Genomic DNA, 23,873 nt, shown 5'->3' with positions numbered 1-23,873 from the left:
ATGGATATGAAGTGTTGGCGTCATTTTATGTTACACAGGCAACAGTTTGGTTCCCGAACCCTAGTCGGTGCTGGTGGGCAAGCGTATCATAGGTGTCGGTGACTTAAGAAAAAACTGCCGTGTCGTTCGTTTTTTGCTGGTTGATAGTTTTTAGCCAGCACGTCAGCACGGCCCATCATATGGAAGCCCTTGCCCTGCTCCGTGGCAGAGACAAGGACCAGTGAGGATGATATGAGCATTATAAAAAAACAGGATTTCATCGATTCTATCGCAGATGCCCTCCAGTACATCTCCTATTACCACCCGTTGGATTTTGTTCAGGCTGCCAAAGCGGCGTATGACCGTGAAGCCAACCCGGCCGCCAAGGATGCGCTGGCCCAGATCCTGATCAACTCCCGCATGTCCGCCGAAGGTCATCGTCCGCTCTGCCAGGACACCGGCATCGTGACCTGTTTCGTCAAAATTGGCATGCAAGTCCAGTGGGACAGCGACATGACAGTGCAGGAGATGGTGGACGAAGGGACACGTCGTGCCTACACCAATCCTGACAACCCGCTGCGCGCCTCCGTGCTGGCCGATCCGGCCGGCAGTCGCAAAAACACCAAAGACAACGCCCCTGCCGTGGTGCATATCGACATGATCCCCGGCAACAAGGTGGAAGTGAGCATCGCGGCCAAAGGCGGCGGCTCCGAGAACAAATCCAAGATGGTGATGCTCAACCCCTCTGACGATATCGTCGAGTGGGTGCTGAAAACCGTGCCGACCATGGGCGCAGGCTGGTGCCCGCCCGGCATGCTGGGCATCGGCATCGGCGGTACCGCCGAGAAAGCGGCGGTACTGGCCAAAGAGGCCTTGATGGAGCATATCGACATTCAGGAGCTGATTGCCCGTGGCCCGCAAACCACAGAAGAGAAGCTGCGGGTCGAGCTCTACGACAAGGTCAACAAGCTGGGGATCGGTGCCCAGGGTCTGGGCGGTCTCACTACCGTGCTGGATGTGAAGGTGAAATCTGCGCCGACTCATGCTGCCTCCAAGCCGGTGGTGATGATCCCCAACTGCGCCGCGACCCGTCACGTTCACTTCGAGCTGGATGGTTCAGGCCCCGCCGAACTGACTCCGCCGAAACTGAGCGACTGGCCGGAGATCACCCGTGAAGCGGGTGGCAACGTGCGCCGCGTCAACGTCGATGGCATCACCAAGGCCGAACTGGCCAGCTGGAAGAGCGGTGATACCGTGCTGCTATCGGGCAAAATCCTTACCGGTCGCGATGCAGCCCACAAGCGTATCGCCGACATGCTGGCCCGTGGTGAAGGGCTGCCGGAAGGGGTCGATTTCACCAACCGCTTTATCTATTACGTTGGCCCGGTTGATGCGGTGCGTGACGAAGTAGTTGGCCCGGCTGGCCCCACCACCTCCACCCGGATGGACAAGTTCACCGACATGATGCTGGGTGAAACTGGCCTTATCGGCATGATCGGCAAATCCGAGCGTGGCCCGAAAACCGTCGAGAGCATCAAGCAGCACAAGGCTGTCTATCTGATGGCGGTCGGCGGCGCCGCCTATCTGGTGGCCAAGGCCATCAAGAAGGCCCGCGTGGTGGCCTTTGCCGATCTCGGCATGGAAGCGATCTACGAGTTTGAAGTGGAAGATATGCCGGTGACCGTTGCGGTCGATTCCGAAGGCAACAACATCCACGAAACCGGCCCTGCCTACTGGTCGGCCAAGATTGCCGAGCTGGATGGCAAACTCTCCTCCTGAGTGACCGTTTCCGCTGCCGGTTAATGGCATCGGCTTGTAAAGAAGGCGCGTCCATCCGGATGCGCCTTTTTGCTTTGGCTGGCCTGTTATGGGCTCAAGTTGGCTGTTTGCGGCAAGCGGGCATAAAAAAGGATGGCGTGACGCCATCCTTATCGTTGTGCTTGTGCTCTGGCAGCAGACAGTAGAGCAATCGCCCTTGGCTTTAGGCCTTTTTCAGGTAGGCGGCCACCAGTACGATCTGCACGCCGTTGACCTTGCCTTCGATATGGAGCGGGTTGTTGGTCAGACGGATGCCCTTGACCAGGGTGCCGCGCTTGGCGGTGAAACCGGCGCCTTTCACGTCCAGATCCTTGATCAGGGTGACGGAGTCGCCCTCTTGCAGCACGGCGCCGTTGGAGTCAACAGTCGGTACGCTGTCGTCATCTTCGTCAGCAATACCAGCTTCAGCCCAGGCCTTGGCTTCGTCTTCCATGTACATCATGTCCAGCAGATCCTGAGCCCATACTTCACCCTTGCCGGAGAGAGCTTTGAGCTGGCGCCATGCCATCACCTGCACCGCAGGCACCTGGCTCCACATGCTGTCGCTCAGGCAACGCCAGTGGTTGACCACCAGGGTATCCGGTTGTTCCAGCTGACCACGGCAGGTGTCACAGATAGCAACGCTGTGATCATCGTCGCTGGCGGGGGAGTGAGGCACCACGAAGGCGGTCAGCGCCTGCTCGGCGCTGCACAGTTCACACTTGGCGCCCGCGCGCGCTTGCAGAATGGCGTTGATGGTCATGTTGTTGGTCCCATAGCTAGTGTAAAGCGTCCCGCGTTGGGCGGGGCGCGTGAAAGAGGGGGCGGAATATAGCATAAAACCCCGTACTTTGTCAGGTCTGCCCTGGGTCGCAGGGTCGGCTGTGGTGTTGCGCGGTGCTGATCGTCAGGTATTGAGAGTGCAATTTGAAGCGGGATCGCTAGAATGAGCCTCCTTTTTGACTGCAAGGCAGGGGCATTCGTGCTGGCTCAACGTTTTCAACAACTGGATCGACTGCTCACCCGCTACCGACGCTGGTGGCAATATCAGCCATATCATCATTTGACCATAGCCTTTGCCGATGAGGCGCCCGAACTGGCGGCGTTGCTCAATGGGCTGACGCTCGTCCAGTTGGCAGAGCTCGATGCGGATATGGATGCCCTCAGCAGTCTGCTTGCCCCCTGGATTGCCGAGGGAGCCGAGCTGCAGCAACTCAGTCAGCTTGCCCCGTTTACCCCTGAGCCAATCATTTGCAGCAAGGAGATGGCGCTGCATATGCCGGGGCGCAAGCAGGCCCAGATCGAGTCGTTCACCGCCTGTCTGCCTGCCCATCAGGGCCCCTATCTGGAGTGGTGTGCTGGCAAGGGACATCTTGGGCGGCTGGTGTCACTTCATCGACAGGCTCCTATCCTCAGTCTGGAGTTGCAAGGACAGCTTTGTGACGAAGGTCGGCTGCTGGCCGAGCGGGATGGCGCCAATATGACCTTTACCTGCGCCGATGCCTTTGCCCCTGAATCGGCGGCGCTGATCGCCCCCGAACATCACGCCATGGCACTCCATGCCTGCGGCGAGCTCCACACCCATCTGCTGGAGCGGGTGGCCGAGCGCGGTGCCCGCGGAGTGACCATCTCTCCCTGTTGTTACCACCTGATCCGTACCAGCCACTATCGCCCGCTGTCGGCCGCGGCCAGCGCCAGCGAGCTGGTGTTGAGCAAAGCGGATCTCAAGTTGCCGCTACAGGAGACGGTCACCGGCGGTGCGCGGATCGCCCGCCTGCGCGAGCAGGAAGTGGTGTGGCGGCTCGGGTTTGACTGCCTGCAGCGTCAGGTGCGCGGGGTGGATGAGTATCTGCCGGTGCCCAATATGCAAAAGAGCCTGCTGACCGGCACCTTCGAGGCATTCTGCGTTTGGGCTGCTGAACGCAAAGGGATTGTGCTGCCCGCCGGGCTCGACTATCCCGCCTGGTTGGAGCACGGGGAGCGTCGCTTTGGTGATGTCGCCCGCATGGAGCTGGTGCGTCATCTGTTTCGCCGTCCTCTCGAGATCTGGCTGGCGCTGGATCGCGCGCTCTTTTTGCAAGAGCAGGGTTATCGGGTCGAAGTGGGGGAGTTCTGTGCCAAACCCATGACCCCGCGCAATATCCTGATCCGTGCCGTGCGCGCCTGACAGCGAGCTCTTTGTGAGCGTTATTTGAACATTGTTGATGGCTGACTGGTGAAGCGGGTCAGCCATTTTTTTTTGCCACGAATAATTAATTGGTGACAGATCATCTGATCGTCTTTCGCCTCCCCATACGGGTGGCAAAACAGGCCAAAATGGTCATCGTTTGAGTTCTTTTATGTCGTTTTAGCTGCGTTGAGTAGCACAAGGTGAAATGGTTCACAAATTACGCGCATTTCTTAATTTTCATCGTGAATTTAGTTGTTGGAACACCTACTCTTGGAGCGCATTAATTCAAACAAGGACGATAAACATGTTCAAACCCAAGCGTTGTGCCTGGCTGATCGCTGCCGCTTGCGTATTGCCCAGCTATGCCGTAATAAGTGCAACCATGAATATTCAACCCGATCCACAAAATGCGGGAGGATATGTGATTGCGGCCCCGGATCTGGCCGCGGTGGAAAAGGCCAAGACGGCCAACCCCATGTATACAATATGGGCCAAGGCACTGGCCACCCGGTCAAATAAAATAGTCGATGCCATTGAACCGGGTCTGGCAAGCAATCCTGACAACGTAAAACGGGTTGAACGGGTATTTCCCCAATCTGAATGGGAATATTTAACCCAGATGGCCGCACCGGAATATACCTATGTCCGCTTCTTGCGGGCCATCGGTAAATTTCCTGCGTTCTGCGGCGAATATAACGACGGGCGCGATTCTGATGCGATCTGTAAAAAATCCATTGTGACGGCCTTTGCCCACTTCTCTCAGGAGACCGGCGGCCATATTGCCAAGGAGAACGTCTCCGATAACCCGCTGGGGCTGGAGGAGTGGCAACAGGCGCTGGTGCATGTGCGGGAGATGGGCTGGTCAGAGGGACAGACCGGTTATACCACCGGCTGTGGCCAGAACGACTGGCAGAACAAGAAGTGGCCCTGCAGTACCGGACAAGGTTACTTTGGCCGCGGCGCCAAGCAGCTTTCTTACCACTTCAACTACGGGGCCTTCTCCGAGGCGATGTTTGATGGCGATGCCTCAGTGCTGCTCAACAACCCGGGGCTGGTGGCGGACTCCTGGCTCAACCTCGCTTCTGCCATCTGGTTCTTCCTCACCCCGCAGGCCCCGAAACCGGCCATGCTGCACGTGATTGATCGCACCTGGGTACCCTCCAAACGGGAAGCTGACGCCGGTATCGGCTATGGCTTCGGTACCACCATCAACGTCATCAACGGCGGTATCGAGTGTGGTGAACAGAACAAGGACAAAGGGCAGCCGGTCAATCGCATCCGCTACTGGGAAGGGCTGGCCAACCACTACCAGATCCCGGTCAAGGCGGATGAGAAGAACACCTGCTGGCAGCAGACTCCCTATGGCAGCCTCAATCTCAACGGCGCTACCGACGTGCTCTACACCAACTGGGATGGCAACTGGAAGTACTATCCTGATCGCCCGGGCGGTTACTCCTTCGAGTGTGAGCTGGTGGGCTTCCAGACCGCTTATTCTGCGCTGGTGCCGGGTGATTACGAGAAGTGCGTGACCAACTTCTACGGTTCCCACGCCAACTGGCCGAAAGTGCGGATCGTCGCCAAGCTCGATCCTGCCCCGGTCGATCCGGTTGACCCGCCCATTGATGGCCAGCCTGCCTGGGAGGCCAGCAAGGTCTATACCGCGGGCAACAAGGTGAGCTACAAGGGCGCCGTCTATCAGGCCAAATGGTGGACGCAAGGGGATGATCCCGCCAAAGGTGGCCCCTGGGCTGTGGTGGTGACCAAATAAGGTTGCCGTTGGGATCATGGTCAATCACCATGATCTATCGGTAGTGGAAACAAGCAGGCAGCAGGGAGGAGATATCTCCCTGCTTTTTACCCGTTATCGGCCTGTTGTCGCCCCATCAGGCGGGATCAGAAACGGTAGTTGAGACCGACACTGACCCCTTTGACATCGAGTCGAGGCATGGGGATATATTGGTACTCCGCATTGAGTCCGATACCCGAATCAAAGCGATATTGCCAACCCGCAGCGCCATAAAAACCGACCCCGGAGTTGCTCTGATCTTCCTTGTTGATCGTGTATTCGACTCTGTGGGCGTTGGCACCCAGTTTGGCATAAAAGCTGTTGCCGGAAGAGACCGGGAATTGTGCATACAAGGCAGAGCGGATCCCTTTGTAATGGATATCTTTTACGTCATTGAGGGTTGCATCGAAGAGGGCGCTGACTACGCCACCGGTACCAAACAATATTCCTGAATCGATACCGATATAATCGTTGAACATATAACGGTAATAGAGATCGGCAGTCATATTGTCACCGCCATCGGCCTGATCCCCATTTTGTGCTTTGAATGACTGGGTGCCATAGCCAAGGGTGGCGCCGACGATATGGGGAGAGGGGGTTGCTATCGCCACGGAAGAGAAGATCGCCGTGGCAACCACCAGGGGAGTGAATAACTTCATCATGCAGGTTCCAATTAAATAGCGTGGAATATGGCTGCGACGAACAGATTTATATGGGCTCGGGTGAGCTTGTCTTATATTCGCAGGCCAGTAGTGAGTGGCAATATCTCATATTGTCAGCGGGATGAATAATCAGAGCCCCCATAACCGTTATGATGGGAGGTGAGAGTGGTTATCTTCTGTCTGAACAATGGTGAACTGTGTCAATACTATCTGAAAAGGGCGCTGATAAATCGCAAATTTCATTGGTTTTCTGCACTAATCAACTTAGTGTAACGGGATGTTAGGCTGGCAATATATGCCTTCAAACGTGGACTGGATGGTAAACAAGATGGTGATTTCTCGTAACGGGATATTAGAGGGGGGTTGCCATTGTGGTGCAATCCGCTACAAGGTGCTAGCTGCTCCCTTTGCTACCGATTTTTGCCACTGCCGGGATTGTCAGCGCACGACCGGCGCTCCGGTCGGCGCCTGGATGGATTTTCGGGTGAAACAGGTGCAATGGCTATGCGGCGTATTGACTGAGTACGCCTCGTCGGAGGCGATTCGACGCGGCTTTTGTGCAACCTGTGGCGCCACCCTCAGCTATCGCAGCATTCAATACCCCGAGTACCTGACGCTGGCTATTGTCCCACTTGATAACCCCGAAACGGTCGCACCAACCTATCACATCCATACCGTCAGCCAGCTCTCCTGGTTGCCGATCCAGGACGATCATCCCCGTTATCCGAAAGGGAAGTAGTTTTGTGATATTCCACGTAGAAAGAGGAGTACACCATGGAGCTGATAGTGATCCGCCATGGAGAGACCCAAGCCAACGCCGAGGGGCGCTATCAAGGGGCGTTGGATATCGGGCTCAACCAAGATGGCGCGCGGCATATATGCTGGCTGGCCAATGAGATAGCGACCACACTGGCCCCGTTCGATCGGTTGCTGGCGTCGCCCCTGCTGCGAACAAGAGAGAGCGCCGCGATCTTCTCACGCCAGTTGGGGTTGCCTGTGGAGCTTGCTCCGGCCTTTCGTGAGCGGCATGTCGGTCTGTTTGAGGAGAGGCCAAGGCGCGTTATCCCGAGTTGTGGGTGCGCAACATCACCCGGCGCTGGGCGGAGGCTCCGCTTGGCGGTGAGACGCTGGATGAGGTGATTGCCCGAGTCTCGCAGGGACTAACGGCACTGGCCTCGACCATGCAGGGGGAGCGGGTATTGCTGGTGGCGCACGGTGTGGTCGCCAAGGTGATCCGCGCCCTAACGACCGCCGGATTTGATGACTTATTCGCGTGGCAGTTGCCCAACGGCGGCATGCTGGTGGTCAATCTTGACTCCTCTATATCACCATTGCGATTCAATCGACCGGTTGGGCAGAGTTAGTTTGTGCGCTGCTTTTTCTACTCTTCGATATCCAGCAACACCAGAATGGCGCTGTCGCCACCCCATTCGCGGGGAGCCTGATGGAAGGCGCGCACATTGGGGTGCTGGGCCAGCCAGCAGGGAATGCGCTGTTTGAGAATATGTTTGCCGATGCCGTGCATCACCGAGGCGACGTGAATGTTCTCTTTCTGGCAGAGGGTGAGCAGGGCGGCCAGCTCCTGTTTTGCCTGCTGCTGGTTCATGCCGTGCAGATCCAGGTAGATCTCCGGCGGATAAATGCCCCGCTTGAGCTTTTTCAGCTCAAATTTTGACACATCTTCCCGCACGTAACGGGTCGGCCCATCATCGTCGAGATGGGGCTGATACTCATCGCTGAAATAGTGGTCAACCCCAAGCTTTTCGCGGGTTTCGCGCAATTCGCGTTTCTGCTTGACCGGGCGTAACTCGGCCCTTATGGTATCTTGCTTGATTTTCCGGGTACCTTTTATCGCATCGCGGAACAGCAGGGTTTCCTCGTCTGTCGGTGAGGGCGTTTTTTTCATCAGATGCTCATGTATTAGGTATGCGTCTTGCCCGCAACGTAAACGGGGCTCGGGCCGGATATTACTCGACTTGGAGGTGGATTTGGACAAGATATTTATCGATGAGGTGGTTGCCGAGATGCACACCATCCAGGACATGTTGCGTTGGGCCATGAGTCGTTTCAACGACGCCGGGATTTTTTACGGTCATGGAACCGACAACGCCTGGGATGAAGCTGTGCAGCTGGTACTGCCCGCGTTACATCTGCCACCGGATGTAGACCCGGCCATGCGCCACTCCCGTCTCACCAGCAGCGAGCGTCACCGTATCGCCGAACTGATTATCCGCCGCGTACAGGAGCGGGTACCCGCCGCCTACCTGACCAACAAGGCCTGGTATGCCGGTTGGGAGTTCTACGTGGACGAGCGGGTGCTCATTCCCCGTTCCCCCATTGCCGAGATGGTCGCCAACCGTTTCGCGCCCTTCCTCAAACATGAACCGACCCGGATCATGGACTTGTGCACCGGCTCCGGCTGTATCGCCATCATCATGGCCCACGAGTTCCCGGAAGCGGAAGTGGATGCCATCGACATCAGCATCGATGCACTGAACGTGGCCGAGCGCAACATCAACGATCACGGGCTGGAGCAGCAGGTCATACCGATCCGCTCCGATCTGTTCCGCGATCTGCCGGCGGGCGACAAATACGATCTCATCGTCTCCAACCCGCCCTATGTGGACTCCGAAGACATGTCGGATCTGCCGGAAGAGTTCCGTCACGAGCCCGAGCTGGCGCTGGCGTCCGGCTCCGATGGTCTCAAGCTGACCAAGCGTCTGCTGGCCCATGCCGCCGATTTCCTCAAGGATAACGGTGTGCTGGTGGTCGAAGTAGGCAACAGCATGATCCATCTGGAAGCCCAGTTCCCCGAGATCCCCTTTACCTGGGTTGAATTCGAAAACGGCGGTCACGGCGTCTTTGTGATGACCCGTGAAGAGCTGGTGCAGTATCAGGATCATTTCGCCATCTACAAGAACTAAGCAGGAGCGCGCATGGCAGGGAACAGTTTTGGTCAACTCTTTCGGGTCACCACCTTTGGCGAGAGCCACGGCCTGGCGCTGGGCGCCGTGGTCGATGGTTGCCCGCCTGGGCTGGAGATCAGCGAAGCGGATCTGCAGGGGGATCTGGATCGGCGCAAGCCCGGCACTTCCCGCTACACCACGCCGCGCCGCGAGCCGGACGAGGTGAAGATCCTCTCCGGGGTGTTCGAGGGCAAGACCACCGGCACCTCCATCGGGCTGCTCATCGAGAATACCGATCAGCGCTCCAAGGATTACTCCGATATCAAGGATCTGTTCCGGCCGGGTCATGCTGACTACACCTACCACCAGAAGTATGGTCAGCGGGACTATCGTGGCGGTGGTCGCTCATCTGCCCGCGAGACCGCGATGCGAGTGGCGGCGGGGGCGATTGCCAAGAAGTACCTGAAACAGGTACATGGCATCGAGATCACCGGTTTTCTCTCCCAGCTCGGCCCCATCAAGGCTGAGGCGTTTGACGCGGCGCAGATTGAGCAGAATCCCTTCTTCTTCCCCGATGCGGGCAAGCTGGAAGCGCTCGATCAATATATGCGCGACCTGAAAAAAGAGGGCAACAGTATCGGTGCCAAGGTGCAGGTCATTGCGCGCAATGTGCCGGTGGGCCTGGGTGAGCCGGTGTTTGATCGTCTCGACGCCGACATTGCCCATGCCATGATGGGCATCAATGCGGTGAAAGGGGTGGAGATCGGTGATGGCTTTGCGGTGGTGGAGCAAAAAGGCTCCGAGCATCGCGACGAGATGACCCCGGCGGGCTTTGCCAGCAACCATGCGGGTGGCATTCTGGGCGGCATCTCGTCGGGTCAGGATATTGTGGTGAGCATGGCGCTCAAACCGACTTCCAGCATCACTGTGCCGGGCAAGACCATCAATACCGAAGGTGAGGCCATCGAGATGATCACCAAGGGGCGTCACGATCCCTGTGTCGGCATTCGCGCCGTGCCCATCGCCGAAGCCATGCTGGCGCTGGTGTTGATGGATCACCTGCTGCGCCATCGTGCCCAGAATCAGGGGGTGTTGACCCATACCCCACAGCTGCGTTGATCGCTATTGCTGCACATCGACTGATCGCACCCTGTTCAGGGTGCTGGTTCGTCAACCAAATCAAAGGCGACCTTCGGGTCGCCTTTGTTCTTATGCTCTGCGGTACTTCTATCACTCGTCGGTTATCAAGAGTGATCAGCGTCCTGCGGATCGGCATCGAGACGGCAGTTGGGGGGAGAGAACTTCCCATGGTGTTTGGGCATAGCGTGAATGGCCTCGTTGACCTTGAGGAGCTGCTCTTCGCTCATGCTGTTTTTGGCAAACATCAGGCTGACCGGCTGATGGTGCAGCAACAGCTGACAACTGATAAACCCCTCGGCGCCCAATTGGGAGAGCCGATAGCGTGCATATTGCCACTCCATAATGATGCCATCGAGACGGCGGGCCAGCAGCAGTTCGATTAGTCGATCATCGGCATTGTACTCGGTCGCCCCCTTGAGGGCAGGACACTCGTCCATTTGATGAATGGGGCGAGTACCGCGCAGTTTGCCAATTTTGAGATCCTTGTTGTGGCACAGTTTGGACAAGGTATCGAGCTTTCCCCAGCGATCCTGATGGCCTGGAATCGGGTTATTACTCAACAGCACATAGGCGCTCTGGCGATAGGGTGCAGAGAAGCGGGCATACTTCTGCCGCTCCGGTAGTGGTAGTGCGGCCATCGCCACATCCAGCTGATCGTGCTCCACCAGATGGAGTGCCCGCGCCCAGGGGATCTCACGAAATTTGGGGGCAAAGCCCGCCTGGGTGAGGATCTGGCGAGTCAGGCTGACATCCAGCCCGTCCAGCTCACCCCGGTTGTTGATTTGACTGAAGGGGGGCCAGTGGCTCCAGGCCACGGTCAGGGTCTGACTGGCCTGCAGGGAAGGGGTCAGCAAAAGCAGCAGCAGGCAGAGCTTGGCCTGCCAGTTGCCGTGGGGACGATATTGCGTGCTCATAGCTTAACCTCGTTATTCTGCTTTTTGTTCTCTGCTATCCCGTGCGCCTGCGACCCGCGCATCACGATGGCGGGACAGGTAATAAGTTGTCAGTTAATAGTGTGGTTCGTGCTTCACTGGTCAACGGGATTATTCGGTGGAGAGCAGAGGGCTTTTCTGTGCGTGCTGGGAGGAGCATCACATTTTTCTCGTTTATCCGGCACAACTCCGTTAGACTGCGCCCCTATTCTTTCCCCTTTGCTCTGCTCCCCGGGGAAATCGTTGTGTTCTCAACAGGCCCGAGTCTGGCGAGATGGCATCGGCTCAGCAGAGGAGCCCCATCCCGGATTGTCGGCGCCCCTATCCCTAGCAGGTAATTATGAGTTTTACTTCCCTCGGTCTGGCCGAACCCTTGTTGCGTGCCGTTGCCGAACAAGGCTACGACACCCCGTCTCCCATTCAGCAGCAAGCGATCCCCGCCGTTCTGGCTGGCCGCGATCTGATGGCGGCGGCCCAAACAGGGACCGGCAAGACCGCAGGCTTTACCCTGCCGATGCTGCAACGTCTGATGGAGAGCAAGCGCAAGGTCTCTCCGAACCGCGTCCGTGCGCTGGTACTGACCCCGACGCGCGAGCTGGCCGCCCAGGTGGGCGAGAGCGTGCGCAACTATGGCAAGCATCTGCCCCTGCGCAGCCACGTGGTATTCGGTGGCGTGAGCATCAACCCGCAGATGATGGCGACTCGCCGTGGTCTGGACGTGCTGGTGGCCTGTCCGGGCCGTCTGATCGATCTCTACAACCAGAATGCCGTCAAGTTTGACGAGGTGGAGATCCTGGTACTGGACGAAGCGGATCGCATGCTCGACATGGGCTTTATCCGCGACATCCGCCGCATCCTGACCCTGCTGCCGAAGAAGCGCCAGAACCTGCTCTTCTCCGCCACCTTCGCCGATGAAATTCGCGAGCTGGCCACTGGCCTGCTGGACAACCCGGCTGTCATTGAAGTTGCCCCCCGCAACAGTACCGCCGAGCGTATCGAGCAGCTGGTGCACCCGTGCGACAAGGCCAACAAGATTGCCCTGCTGAGCCACCTGATCTCCAGCAACAACTGGCAGCAGGTGCTGGTCTTTACCCGTACCAAGCACATCGCCAACCGCGTTGCCGAGAAGCTTGAAAAAGACGGCATCAGTGCTGCCGCCATTCACGGCAACAAGAGCCAGGGTGCCCGTACCCGCGCGCTGGCCGGTTTCAAGGATGGTAGCGTCAAGGTGCTGGTGGCGACCGATATCGCCGCCCGTGGTCTTGACATCGACAAGCTGCCGCAAGTGGTCAACTTCGAGTTGCCCAACGTGGCGGAAGATTACGTGCACCGTATCGGTCGTACCGGTCGTGCCGGCGCGGCCGGTCACGCCATCTCCCTGGTTGCGGCCGATGAAGGCAAACTGATCAAAGCCATCGAGCGTCTGACCAAGCAGAACATCCCCTGCGAGCAGGTGCCCGGCTTCGAAGCGTCCCGCGAGACCCTCGACAACATCGCCCGTGGTATCGGCGCGCCGCTGCGCAAAGAGCCCCGTGATCCGAGCGAGCAGCGCCGTGCGCCGCGTCCGCAAGGTCAAGGCCAGCGTCAAGGTGCCGGTCGCTCCGGCAATGGCGCCGGTGCTAACGGTGGTGGCAATCGCACTGGCAACGGCGGCAAGCCCAAGCCGCAAGGTGGTCAGCGTCCGGCTGAGGGCGCTGGCAAACCGGCTCAGGCCCGTCGTCCCCGTCGCGCCAGCCATAACCAGTAAGGGCAAGGAGAGCCACTCTCCACCCTGATCGGTTAAACGAAAAGCCCTGCCATATCGGCAGGGCTTTTCTATTTCTGCTTCTGCAGATCCGCGTTTGGCTGACCTGCTCTGGTCAGGAGAGCAGGGCGGTGATCAGGAGACAGGCCGCACTCAGCAAAATGACGGTGAAAGTCAGCCCCATTCCCACCACCCGATAGCGGAAATGCTCCGGTGTGCGGCTCATGCCGAAGGCGTGACAGAGGCGACCAAGCAGCAGGGCACTCCCTAGCAGATGAACCAGCCAGGGGGCATGGCTGCCGGTTTCGACGAAATAGATGAGCAGCAGGGCGAGGGGGACATACTCGGCAAAGTTGGCGTGCACCCGCATGGCCCGCAGCATGGCGGGATCATCGCCATGGCCGAGCGCCACTTTCTGGCGGTGACGGGTGCGAATGGTGCGTACGCTGAGCAGGACAAAGAGCAGGGCAAGCAGGGCTGCATAGATGGGCAGTATGGTCATGGCGTAGGGCTCCCGAGGTGATGGATAAGCATGGATCTGTTGCGCGCTCAATGGCTTGCCCTTGAGGGTAGCAGTAAAGGGGGCTCGGCCATGGCGCCCAAAGCACCCTTGCCGGATAAAAAAGCCCCGCCAGTCTGGCAGGGCTTGTTGTCTGGTTTTAGGTGGCGTGCTCTGTCAGCTGCACTTCGCCAGTCAGGCGCCGTAGGGGAGAGAGGAGTGGTGCAGCACGATGCGCACCTTGCCATCATCCCCCTTCTTGAAACCCCAGCTCTTGTCGACCGTGGTCTCCTTGTTGTCGCGATCCACCAGATGCACCTTGCCCATGGTCAGCGCCATGTTGCCGTTGATATAGACGGCGGCATTGTCATAGCGGTAGCTCTGCCAGTTTTTCAGGGCAAAGCCGCTATCTGCCGGATAGGCGCTGTTGTTGCCGACAAAATAGGCCAGCGCCCCCTCGCGGGTGGTGCGAAAGGTCTGCTCACCACCGGCGAGGGTGGGTTTGAACAGTACCGGCCCCTGCTGGTAGCCATAAGCGCTGTCGAGTACCGCCTCGGCGGTGGCTTTGGCGCGCTCAATGCCGCCGGCCCGATAGTCATCGCTGATCTTGATGAGCGCCGCGCCCCAGGCATCCTGCGCCGCCTTGATGTCGGCCTCGGTGATATTGTTGTTGGTGATTTCGGCCGCGCTGAGGGCGCCGCTGGCTGCCAGCAGAGCAAGGGCAAGGGCAAGGGAACTCTTCGTGAGATGCAACATCATTGTTTTCAGGCTCCTGAAAGCGATAAACGAGGGGGCAGTGTAGCGAGCGGGCATGAACGGGTTTTGAACTGTCCGTTCAGGCTTCGGTGGCAAAAAAGATTGTATAAAACACGGTTCTTGGCGGTTTGTTCTGTGGTGCCCCGATCAGCGGATGGGGGTCAGCAGGGCCGAGAAGTAGCGCTCCTGCATCTGCTGCCAGCGGCCGCTCGCTATCAGCTGCTGCTGGGATTGGACAAGGGCGGCGATATCGGCCTGGCGGCTCTTGTTGAGGTAGAGATAAACCTCGATATCGGAGACCCGTTTCCATGGTGCGGCAAGGGGGGATTGATTGGTGGGCAGTAGCCGGATCACCCAGTCGGTTCTGCCGCGCTGGAACAGGGCGAGACCCTGCTTCTCATCGTTGAACCAGACGATGCGTCGACTGTCGAGATAGCGGCTGCACCACTGAATGCCGCGCAGGCAGCCAACCCGCTCCTGACTGGCGGGTGGCCAGCTGGCGTCCTGCTTGCTCTGGGCATAGATGGTCACTTCGCCAATCGCCGTGCCGACCGGGATCATATGCGGATGGGTCTGCTCAAAGCCCTTGATCCGGGCGATATCGCCAGCGATGGTGCTATCGGAATCAAGCAGCTTTTTGCAGCGGGCGCTGGTACAGGGGATAAAGGTAAAATCGACCCTGGCCTTGCCAAACCATTCCTCATAGAAGGGGCGCAGCAGGGGGATATATTCCACGGGCGCCGCCAGAGTCAGGGGCGCGCCCTGGGCAATCGAGTTCAGGCAAAACAGCAGCCACCAGCCAGCCCACTTCATACCTTGCTCCCCACTCCATTGCATATGGAAAAAGCGTAGCTGAAACGTCCTTTATCCCTCTTGTGCGAGGAGGGAATGGGCAGAATCATGGCAGCGTTGATAGCACAAAGCCCCGCCAAGTTAATTGGCGGGGCTTTGCTTTCAGTATCGGGGATTACAGCGCGGGCAGCAGCCCCATGCTGACGCTGATCTGGACGCCAACAATCAGCACGCCCATGGCGGCGGCCACTCCCAGCGCCACTACGCCACCCGGGGCGCGGTAGTGGTGGGCAGGCGCCTGCTTGCGGCTCTGCCATACCAGCGCCACCGGCAGCAGTACCGCGAGGATCGCCAGCGCAATGGCAGCGTAGCCGAGGGCCATGATAAAGCCCTGCGGGAAGTAGAGGGCAAACAGCAATGGCGGCACAAAGGTGATGAGGCCAGTCTGAGTGCGGCCCTGCCAGTTGTCCTTGCGGAGGGTTGCCTTGGCCATAAAGTCGAACAGCCCCAGCGTTACCCCGAGGAAGGAGGTGGCGAGTGCCAGATCTGCAAACAGGTGCATCGCCTGATTAAACGCAGGCCAGCTCACCAGCTTGCCGACGTTGGCCAGCAGGCTGTCCAGCGCGCCGCCGGTTTGCAGCAGGGCTTGCTGGCCGAGCAGACCGAGGATCGCCACCTGCCACAGCACGTAGAGGATCAGCGGCAGGGCTGAGCCCCAGACAAAGACCCGACGCAGCTGTTTTGGGCAGTCACCGAGGTAGAGCATCACGCTCGGAATGGAGCCGTGAAAGCCGAACGAGGTGAAGATGACCGGCAGGCCCGCAAGCAACAGGCCCTGACCCAGCGGCATCGAGAGCAGATGCTGCCCTTCGGTGCGGGGCAACAGCAACGCCAGCACCACCACCATGATCACCAGTTTGACGGTGAACATCAGCCGGTTGAGGTAATCCACCGAGCGGGTGCCGACACAGACCATGCCGCCAAACAGCAGAGTAAAGGCCCAGGCAGCCTGCTCCTGGCTGAGAGTCATGCCCGCATCGGCCAGCGCCTGTGCCAGCAGGCTGCTGCCACCGCTGATGTAAGCTGAGGCCAGCGAGTAGAACAACATCAGGATACAGAAGGAGGCGATGCGCTTGCCCCAGGGGCCGAGCAGATGGTCCGCCAGTTGGTGCAGGTACCACTTGCCGGTGGCAAGGCTCGCTTCCACCTGCAGCATGGCGGTGAAGGCCATCAGGGCCCAGAGGCCGACCATCAACATCAGGGTGGCGGGGCCGCCGAGGGACGAGGAGGCCAGCGGCAGGGCCAGCATGCCGGCACCTATGGTGGTGCCGGCAATCAACAGGGTACAACCCAGGGTTTTGGTATTCATGTTATCCATCCGAACGTAGCGGTGTCAGTGCAAACAGGCGATGCCAGCAGTGACGTCAACAAGAGGGGGCTAATTGGCGTTATCAGAAGGTGCCTCCGGTGATAGGGCCGGAGGCTAGCAATATCGGAACGGGAACATCTGTACCTAAAACCTGTCAGTTGTAAAAGATGGTTGCCAAGTTAGCGGATCAAAATAGCGGAAACAACCTCTTTTATACGGATCTTGTGCTGGCTTGTGGCAATAAGTGGAAATAAATGATGACAGCGGTAGCTAATTGAAGAAAAAAGCACCAAAAAAATGACTGGCAGGGGCTCATTGATACAGGTCAGCCAAGTGGTTACTGCACGGATGGGGGAGTGCCTTGTCGTGGCGTTGGCGTTTAGTTGTGGGGTGAAAGGAGTGTGGAGGCCAGTTGTTTAGTCGGCCAGACGGTAGAGAAAGCAAAGCGGGCGGGTAGGGTTGTGGGGGAAAACAATAAGGCTGCCGATGCTGGCAGCCTTATTGTCATCTGTTCGCTTTACCCACCCATTGACAGCAAATCGGGTCTGCAGCGGTCAGGTTAGCGGCGGCGCTTGAGGGTGCGGCTCACATAGTGCAGCCCGCTCTGGTATTCGCCGTTCACCGCCTTGAGCGCCAGCTCCAGCGCCTGGCTCGCCAGCGCGTCGTGCTGCTGGGGCAGGGAGTTGATGCCAAAGGGGAGGAAGTCAAGCAGCCGATCGTCCCCGAAGGTGGCCATGGCGAGCTGGCTCATATCGATCTCTTGTTCCAACAGGTAGTCGAGTACCCCCTCCATCAGGATATAGGAAGTAGTGATCAGCGCTTCGGGCAGCTGACCCAGCTGCTGGTGCAGATCCTTGATCAGGCGATACCCCTCAAGGCGGGAGAAGTGATCCCCCTCGCACAGATGGCGAGCCGCGCTGTGACTGGCGACCGCCTGCTCGAAACCGGCTTTGCGCTCCTTGCTGATCGTGAGTGCCGGCAGCGCGGTGATCAAGGCGATATGGCGCAAGGTCGGGGTGAGCAGGGAGCTGGTGAGATCAAAGCTCGCCTTCTCGTTTTCACTGGCGACGGTGACGAACTTGTCGGCGGCCATCGCCCGGTCGATGGCGAGGATTTGGCTGCCTTGCGCCTGCAATTTGCCGTAGAAGGGGTCGTCTGGCGGCAGGCAACTGGCCACCAGCAGGGCATCCACATGGCGGCTCACCAGCATCTGGGCCAGCTCTTTTTCGGTGGCGGGATCATCCTCCGAGCAGACGATCAGCAGCTGATATCCCTGCGCCCGGGCCCCCTGTTCCAGCCGTTTGGCCAGCTTGGCGTAACTGGCGTTTTCAAGGTCGGGCAGGATAAAGCCGAGGGTCTTGGTTTGGCCGCCGCGCAGGGAGGCGGCGCGGCTGTCCGGCTGGTAGTTATGGGCGGTGACAACGGCCATCACCTTGTCGCGGGTGGCCTGACTGATGCGGTATTGGTCGGCCTTGCCATTGATCACATAGCTTGCCGTGGTGCGCGAGACACCGGCGAGGGCGGCGATTTCATCCAGTTTCATCATATTGGCTCTGTTTGAGTTGCAAGGCCCACGGTCACTGCCGGGTGAGGGCACCGAAAAGTGTGCGCGGGATCATATCATTGAAAAGCACTCTTTGTGGGTACTTGATCAATTCGCTGAAACGATTCAGTCTGAGTGTAGATGAAACGATTCAGCCTGTCAGCAACGAAGAGACCCAGTGGCCTGAAAATCGGGCCCCGATCACAGTGAACCGTGCTCGGGTCTATTGTCAGCTGGCGAGTAACCCGAATGTTCAATTGTGACGTACCGGCGCGGCCGGAACCTGATGGAGAGTCTCTATGTTGAAGTTGGCGCGAGAGCAGATCTTGCTGGGACAGTCGGTGGCGACCAAGTCGGACGCCATTGCCCTGCTGGCAGGCAAACTGACCGAAGCCGGTCTGGTGGAAGCAGGCTATGTGGATGGGATGCTGGCCCGTGAAGCGCAGCATGCCACCTATCTTGGCAGCGGCATCGCCATTCCCCACGGCACCACCGACACCCGTCATCTGGTGAAGAGCACCGGCGTCATGGTGGCCCAGTTCCCCAATGGTATCGAGTGGGATGAGGGGCAGATCGCCTACGTCGCCATCGGCATCGCCGCCAAGTCCGACGAACATCTGGGCATTTTGCGCCAGCTCACCCATGTGCTGGGTGACGAGCAGGCGGCTGCCCAGCTCAAAGAGGCCACCGATGCCGACACCATCATCAATGTCCTGACCGGTGCCACTGCCGCCAAAGAGGTGCAATACCTGACCCTGGCTGACTTCCCAGCGGATGATCGCGACCAACTGCTGCTGGGAGCCGCCGCCCGCGCCAAGTCTGCGGGCTGGGGCGATGCCGCCATGGTGAGCGCGCTGCTGGCAAGCGAACCTGCCTATCTGGGCGAGGGCGTCTGGCTGGCCCGGGCGCAAGCGGCCCAGACCGGCTGGGTGTTGGCAACGCCTAGCAGCGAACTTCGCGCAGGGGATCTGCCGGTCAGTGCCATGCTGCTGCTGTGCGCCGCAGATAGCAGCCATCTGCCGCAACTGGAGAATCTGGCCAAACTGGCGGCCGCTGGTCAGCTGGCTACGCTGGCGGGCGGCGAGGGGCTGGCCATGTTGCAGGCGGGCCCCGCGAGTGGTCTTTCTGAAACCTTCACCATCATCAACCCCCACGGCCTGCATGCCCGTCCGGGCGCCATGCTGGTCAAGGTGGCCAAAGAGTTTGCATCCGACATCCGGGTTGCCAATCTGGATGGCAGCGGCGAGGCGGTCTCCGCCAAGAGCCTGATGAAGGTGATCGGCCTTGGGGTCAAGTGCGGGCACCGTCTGGCATTTCGCGCCGAAGGGGCGGATGCCGAAGCGGCTCTCAAGGGGATCGGTGAGGCGATCGCCGCTGGTCTCGGCGAGGGGGCGCATTGATGAAGATTGTCACCATTACCCTCAACCCCGCCCTTGATCTCACCACTCGTCTCGAGGCGATGAGCCTTGGCGAGGTCAATCTGGTGAGCGAGGCCAACCTGCGTGCGGCGGGCAAGGGGATCAACGTCGCCATGGTGCTCAAGGATTTGGGCCGCGAGGTAGGCGTCACCGGCTGGCTGGGCGCTGACAATGAACAGAGCTTTGTCTCCCTGTTTGCAGAGCGGGCGCTGGATGATCACTTTGTCCGTGTCGCGGGCAGCACCCGCATCAACGTCAAGATCTCCGAGCAATCCGGTCGGGTCACCGATCTCAATCTGCCGGGGCTCACCATCCAGCAAGGGGAGGTGAGCGCGCTGGAGCAGGCCATCGACCAATTGGCCCCTCACGCCGACTGGTTTGTGCTGGCGGGCAGCTTGCCCAAAGGGGTAGCCCCCGATTACTGCGCCCATCTGATCCGCCTGCTCAAGGCCAAGGGCAAGCAGGTGATCTTCGATTGCAGCGGTGCGGCGTTAAGCGAAGGGATCAAGGCGGCGCCGACTCTGGTCAAACCCAATCTGGAGGAGCTGAGCCAGTGGGCGGGCCACCCCATCAAGACGCTGAGCGAGCAGGCCGAGTGTGCACGCGCGTTGCAGGCAAGCGGCATCCCCAACGTGGTGATCTCCAACGGTGCCGATGGCCTCATCTGGTTTGCCCCGGATGCCGTCTGGCAGGCTATTCCGCCGCGGATGCAGGTGGTCAGTACGGTCGGTGCTGGCGATTCCCTGGTAGCCGGTCTCGCCCATGGTCTGAGCCTTGGCTGGACGCCGGAGCAGACCCTGCGGCTGGCCACCGCCGTCTCGGCCTTGGCGGTCAGTCAGGTCGCGGTCGGCTTTGACGATATCAATGTGCTCAACCCTTTACTTGAACAGGTGCGCGTAGAGCGTCTGGATGTGCTGGCACAAGTTCAATGCCATACCCCCTCAATGGAAAACTCAGGAGATGCCCAATGAAAGCAATCTTGGTTACGGCTTGCCCAGCGGGCATTGCTACCAGCTTTCTCGCTGCAAAACGGATAGAACAGCAGGCCAAACAGGCTGGCTGGGAACTCACCCTTGACGTCGGCTCCAGCGTGCAACCGCGCCAGATCCCCTCAAAAGAGCAGATTGCCGCCGCTGATCTGGTGCTGGTTGTTGCCAGTGCTCCGGTGGATCTCGCCGCCTATGATGGCAAGCGGGTCTATCAGGGCAGCATGGATCTTGCCCTGCAGGATCCGGCCGCCTTGCTGGAAGCCGCCGTCAGTGGTGCCAGCGTCTATCGTCATCAAGCCGCCTCCGCCGTAGCCAATGCTGCCGCCAAACCGGCCGCCGTTGGCAAGCGCATCGTGGCGGTGACTGCCTGCCCGACCGGGGTGGCCCACACCTTTATGTCGGCAGAAGCGCTGGAGACCATGGCCAAACAGCTGGGTTATCAGATCCGCGTCGAAACCCAAGGCTCGGTCGGTGCCCAGAACGCCCTGACTGCCGAGGAGATTGCATCCGCTGATCTGGTGTTCCTCGCCACCGATATCGAGGTGGACATGGCCCGTTTCGACGGCAAGCCGGTCTATCGCACCAGTACGGGTGCGGCGCTCAAGAAAACCCGCGCCGAGCTCGACAGGGCGTGGAGTGAGGCGAATACCTATCGCCACAGCGGCGCCAGCCAACCCAAGAAAGAAGAGAAGGCAGGCCCCTACAAGCATTTGCTGACCGGTGTCTCCTTTATGCTCCCGATGGTGGTGGCGGGCGGCCTTATCATCGCGCTCTCGTTTGTATTCGGGATCGAGGCGTTCAAGGTGGAAGGCACTCTGGCCGCCGCCCTGATGAAGATTGGTGGTGGCTCCGCCTTCGCCCTGATGATCCCGGTGCTGGCCGGTTACATTGCCTACTCCATCGCTGACCGTCCGGGCCTCGCTCCCGGCATGATCGGCGGCATGCTGGCAAGCTCGCTGGGCGCCGGTTTCCTTGGCGGTATCGTGGCCGGTTTCCTGGCCGGTTACAGCGCCAAATACCTGAGCGACAAGGTGCGCCTGCCGACTACCCTGGAAGCGCTCAAGCCGATCCTGATCATTCCGCTCTTTGCCAGCCTCTTTACCGGTCTGGTGATGATCTACGTGGTGGGTGGCCCGGTGGCTGGCATCATGAATGCCATGACCGAGTTCCTCAACAACATGGGCTCTGCCAACGCCGTGCTGCTGGGTGTTATCATCGGCGCCATGATGTGCTTCGACATGGGGGGTCCGGTCAACAAGGCAGCCTACGCCTTCGGGGTTGGCCTGCTGGCCTCCAAAACCTACGCCCCGATGGCTGCGGTAATGGCCGCCGGTATGGTGCCGGCGCTGGGGATGGGGATCGCCACCTTCCTGGCCCGCACCAAGTTCATCAAGGCGGAGCAGGAAGCGGGCAAGGCCTCCTTCGTGCTAGGTCTGTGCTTTATCTCCGAGGGGGCCATCCCGTTTGCCGCCAAGGATCCGATGCGGGTCATCCCGGCCTGCATGGTCGGCGGTGCCCTGACCGGTGCGCTCTCCATGCTGTTCGGCTGCGAGCTGATGGCACCCCACGGCGGTCTGTTTGTGCTCTTTATCCCGCACGCCATCAGCAACGTCATGATGTATATCGTGGCGATTGCGGCAGGCTCGCTGCTGACCGGTGTCTCCTACGCCATGCTCAAACGCGGCGAAGAGCAGGCCAAGCTGGCCACGGCATAAGCCTCGCCACCCGGCAAGACGTCATAACCAAGAGCGGCCTGTGGGCCGCTTTTTGTTTTGTCGGGAGGATAGGTAACCTGTGAGGGGAAGATAGGGAGTGGTTAAAACTCCCAGCCTTGTTGTTCTGGCAACTGGGGTTGCGCTCCTTCCAGCGCTTTGCGCCTCGCAGCCTCAACCCGCGCCTTGCGGGCGCGACACAGACGCATTACATCCTGTTGCTGGGCCGGGCTCATTTTCTGCCAGTTGAAACGCTCCTCGCGATTGCGCAGGCATCCTTTGCAATAGCCCTTGTTGTTCACCTCGCAGACCCCGATACAGGGGCTCTGCAACGGGAATATTTCGAGCTGTTCCATCCATTACCTCGCATATCCTGTCACCTTGTTATAACCCAGCATCCTCCCTTTGGAGAAATCTCTCTTCAAGTGATTGATGTCGTTTGCTTTCCCCCTGCAAATTTGGCATCTTGCCGCCGAGCAGGACTCTTGGTGTTAAATGAGGACATATGAACAAACACGGATTCTGGCTGACCGCGATAGTGCTGGGGTTGGCCGGGTGTGCGGGTAACTCTGACAAAGCAGAGGTGCCAAAAAAACAGACTGATGACAGATGTTTTCTCAACTGCGAGGTGCCGGAAAATCTGGGCAAGCAGTATCTGGACGGTACCTTGCCGGGGGATCTGGTGCGGGTCGAGCGGGTCAACAGTCGTGCCAGTGCCGATTACAGCAAGTTTGGCCCCCAGAGTCGCATTGTCATGCAGCGTTCAGGGCGGATGGCGAGCCGTTATGGCGAGCTCTATCACCAGCTCTCCCGCTGGGTGGCGGGCGGCGGCAATCCTGCCGACATCACCCGTTACGGCATCAGCCTGGCTCAGCTGGGCGGCGCCGATCGCATGGGTAACGTGCTCTTTACCGGCTACTACTCGCCGGTGCTGGAGGTGCGTCACCGCCCGGATGCCGAGTATAAGTACCCCATCTATGCCATGCCCAACTGCGGCAGCCGTTGTCCGACCCGGGCACAGATCCACCAGGGCGCCCTTGCCAACCGCGGGTTGGAGCTGGGTTACAGCAAATCCCTTATCGACAACTTCCTGATGGACGTGCAGGGATCGGGCTTTGTTCACTACGGTGACGACGATAGGCTGCAATATCTGGGTTACAGCGGCAAGAACGGCCACGGCTATGTGAGCATTGGCCGGGTGCTGATTGACCGCGGTGAAGTGCCCAAGGAGCAGATGTCGATGAAGGCCATCAAGGAGTGGGCCAACCAGCAACCTGAGCACAGGGTCAAGGAGCTGGTAGAGCAGAACCCCTCCTATGTCTTCTTCGAGCGTCGCCCGACTAATGATGTGATCGGTGCCGCCGGTATCCCGCTGCTGCCGCTGGCGGCCGTCGCTGCCGACAAGACCCTGCTGCCGATGGGTACCCCGATCCTGGCCGAAGTTCCTTTGCTCGATAAAGAGGGCAACTGGACCGGCAAGCACCAGCTGCGCTTGTTGATTGCGCTGGATGTGGGCGGAGCGGTGAAGAAGGGACACCTCGATCTCTACCACGGTATGGGTGAGAAGGCTGGTGTCGCAGCCGGTCACTACAAACACTTCGGCCGGGTCTGGAAGCTTGGCCTGCACCACGGGCCGACTGCCGCCCCCTGGTTGTAATCCTCTGAGGCTTTGGGCGTCT

21 protein-coding genes and 1 pseudogene are annotated in these 23,873 nt (G+C 59.3%); 12 read left to right on the top strand and 10 right to left on the bottom strand.

Features of this window, described 5'->3' with window-relative positions:
• Positions 1-231: 231 nt before the first annotated feature.
• A complete protein-coding gene (locus G5168_RS13220; RefSeq protein WP_005345328.1) occupies positions 232-1,758 on the top strand; it encodes a fumarate hydratase in 1,527 nt (508 codons plus the stop codon).
• Between the two features lie 202 nt (positions 1,759-1,960).
• Here G5168_RS13220 and G5168_RS13215 read toward each other — a convergent pair whose 3' ends face one another.
• Positions 1,961-2,539 carry a PhnA domain-containing protein gene (locus G5168_RS13215; RefSeq protein WP_005333203.1) on the bottom strand — a complete coding sequence of 193 codons (579 nt, stop codon included), beginning with the start codon at positions 2,537-2,539 and terminating at the stop codon, positions 1,961-1,963.
• A gap of 183 nt (positions 2,540-2,722) precedes the next feature.
• On the opposite strand from G5168_RS13215, the gene G5168_RS13210 reads away from it, so the two are divergent.
• Positions 2,723-3,943 (top strand): methyltransferase, encoded by a 1,221-nt coding sequence (locus tag G5168_RS13210; RefSeq protein WP_227342827.1) that lies wholly within the window; start codon positions 2,723-2,725, stop codon positions 3,941-3,943.
• A 307-nt stretch (positions 3,944-4,250) separates the two neighbouring features.
• Positions 4,251-5,714, top strand: a complete 1,464-nt coding sequence (locus G5168_RS13205; protein WP_227342829.1) for a chitinase — start codon at positions 4,251-4,253, stop codon at positions 5,712-5,714.
• A gap of 125 nt (positions 5,715-5,839) precedes the next feature.
• Here G5168_RS13205 and G5168_RS13200 read toward each other — a convergent pair whose 3' ends face one another.
• Complete coding sequence (locus G5168_RS13200) at positions 5,840-6,394, bottom strand: porin family protein (protein ID WP_227342831.1); 555 nt, start codon at positions 6,392-6,394, stop codon at positions 5,840-5,842.
• A gap of 316 nt (positions 6,395-6,710) precedes the next feature.
• Here G5168_RS13200 and G5168_RS13195 point away from each other — a divergent pair, with 316 nt between their 5' ends.
• A complete protein-coding gene (locus G5168_RS13195) occupies positions 6,711-7,133 on the top strand; it encodes a GFA family protein (protein ID WP_335843780.1) in 423 nt (140 codons plus the stop codon).
• A gap of 35 nt (positions 7,134-7,168) precedes the next feature.
• Positions 7,169-7,758, top strand: a pseudogene (locus G5168_RS13190) (histidine phosphatase family protein).
• A gap of 17 nt (positions 7,759-7,775) precedes the next feature.
• Here the strand turns inward: G5168_RS13190 and smrB are convergent.
• Positions 7,776-8,300: an endonuclease SmrB gene (gene smrB, locus G5168_RS13185; protein WP_201951174.1), complete on the bottom strand. Its 525-nt coding sequence runs from the start codon at positions 8,298-8,300 to the stop codon at positions 7,776-7,778.
• Positions 8,301-8,382: 82 nt separating this feature from the next.
• Between smrB and prmB the strand changes: the two genes are divergently transcribed.
• Together prmB and aroC are read left to right on the top strand one after the other, a co-directional pair.
• Positions 8,383-9,318 carry a 50S ribosomal protein L3 N(5)-glutamine methyltransferase gene (prmB, locus tag G5168_RS13180; RefSeq protein ID WP_139462539.1) on the top strand — a complete coding sequence of 312 codons (936 nt, stop codon included), beginning with the start codon at positions 8,383-8,385 and terminating at the stop codon, positions 9,316-9,318.
• Positions 9,319-9,330: 12 nt separating this feature from the next.
• A complete protein-coding gene (gene aroC / locus G5168_RS13175; protein WP_201951171.1) occupies positions 9,331-10,419 on the top strand; it encodes a chorismate synthase in 1,089 nt (362 codons plus the stop codon).
• Between the two features lie 125 nt (positions 10,420-10,544).
• Here aroC and G5168_RS13170 read toward each other — a convergent pair whose 3' ends face one another.
• On the bottom strand, positions 10,545-11,354 hold the full coding sequence (locus G5168_RS13170; RefSeq protein ID WP_106843347.1) for a substrate-binding periplasmic protein: 810 nt from the start codon (positions 11,352-11,354) through the stop codon (positions 10,545-10,547).
• Positions 11,355-11,712: 358 nt separating this feature from the next.
• Between G5168_RS13170 and G5168_RS13165 the strand changes: the two genes are divergently transcribed.
• Positions 11,713-13,119 (top strand): DEAD/DEAH box helicase, encoded by a 1,407-nt coding sequence (locus G5168_RS13165; protein WP_227342835.1) that lies wholly within the window; start codon positions 11,713-11,715, stop codon positions 13,117-13,119.
• Positions 13,120-13,231: 112 nt separating this feature from the next.
• Here the strand turns inward: G5168_RS13165 and G5168_RS13160 are convergent, their stop codons facing one another.
• From G5168_RS13160 to cra, 5 genes are all read right to left on the bottom strand, one after another.
• Positions 13,232-13,618, bottom strand: coding sequence for an MAPEG family protein (locus tag G5168_RS13160; protein WP_227342837.1), 387 nt, complete (start codon positions 13,616-13,618; stop codon positions 13,232-13,234).
• 192 nt (positions 13,619-13,810) lie between these two features.
• Positions 13,811-14,374 carry a hypothetical protein gene (locus G5168_RS13155; RefSeq protein WP_216953543.1) on the bottom strand — a complete coding sequence of 188 codons (564 nt, stop codon included), beginning with the start codon at positions 14,372-14,374 and terminating at the stop codon, positions 13,811-13,813.
• A 144-nt stretch (positions 14,375-14,518) separates the two neighbouring features.
• Positions 14,519-15,184, bottom strand: a complete 666-nt coding sequence (locus G5168_RS13150) for a hypothetical protein (protein ID WP_227342840.1) — start codon at positions 15,182-15,184, stop codon at positions 14,519-14,521.
• 154 nt (positions 15,185-15,338) lie between these two features.
• Entirely contained in the window at positions 15,339-16,532 is a 1,194-nt protein-coding gene (locus G5168_RS13145; protein WP_227342842.1) for an aromatic amino acid transport family protein, read from the bottom strand.
• Between the two features lie 559 nt (positions 16,533-17,091).
• The gene (gene cra / locus G5168_RS13140; protein ID WP_058057665.1) at positions 17,092-18,078 is read right to left on the bottom strand and encodes a catabolite repressor/activator; all 987 of its coding nucleotides are present in this window, start codon (positions 18,076-18,078) and stop codon (positions 17,092-17,094) included.
• 296 nt (positions 18,079-18,374) lie between these two features.
• Here cra and fruB point away from each other — a divergent pair, with 296 nt between their 5' ends.
• From fruB to fruA, 3 genes are read left to right on the top strand one after another with little or no spacing between them, the layout of a single operon-like run.
• Positions 18,375-19,475 carry a fused PTS fructose transporter subunit IIA/HPr protein gene (fruB, locus tag G5168_RS13135; protein WP_058057666.1) on the top strand — a complete coding sequence of 367 codons (1,101 nt, stop codon included), beginning with the start codon at positions 18,375-18,377 and terminating at the stop codon, positions 19,473-19,475.
• Positions 19,475-20,464 carry a 1-phosphofructokinase gene (gene pfkB, locus G5168_RS13130; protein WP_252412026.1) on the top strand — a complete coding sequence of 330 codons (990 nt, stop codon included), beginning with the start codon at positions 19,475-19,477 and terminating at the stop codon, positions 20,462-20,464. Before fruB ends, pfkB begins: the two co-directional genes overlap by 1 nt.
• Positions 20,461-22,197: a PTS fructose transporter subunit IIBC gene (gene fruA, locus G5168_RS13125; RefSeq protein WP_421252312.1), complete on the top strand. Its 1,737-nt coding sequence runs from the start codon at positions 20,461-20,463 to the stop codon at positions 22,195-22,197. The genes pfkB and fruA overlap by 4 nt, the downstream gene beginning before the upstream one ends.
• Before the next feature lie 101 nt (positions 22,198-22,298).
• Here fruA and G5168_RS13120 read toward each other — a convergent pair whose 3' ends face one another.
• A complete protein-coding gene (locus G5168_RS13120) occupies positions 22,299-22,550 on the bottom strand; it encodes a DUF1289 domain-containing protein (protein WP_216953548.1) in 252 nt (83 codons plus the stop codon).
• Positions 22,551-22,699: 149 nt separating this feature from the next.
• Here G5168_RS13120 and mltA point away from each other — a divergent pair, with 149 nt between their 5' ends.
• Positions 22,700-23,851 (top strand): murein transglycosylase A, encoded by a 1,152-nt coding sequence (gene mltA / locus G5168_RS13115; RefSeq protein ID WP_421173214.1) that lies wholly within the window; start codon positions 22,700-22,702, stop codon positions 23,849-23,851.
• Positions 23,852-23,873: the final 22 nt, after the last annotated feature.

The organism is Aeromonas sp. 600724 (assembly GCF_049175135.1).
Taxonomy (GTDB): Bacteria; Pseudomonadota; Gammaproteobacteria; order Enterobacterales; family Aeromonadaceae; genus Aeromonas; species Aeromonas veronii_A.
The sequence above is the reverse complement of the archived record's forward strand: the minus strand, read 5'-3'. Positions and strand labels throughout refer to the sequence as shown.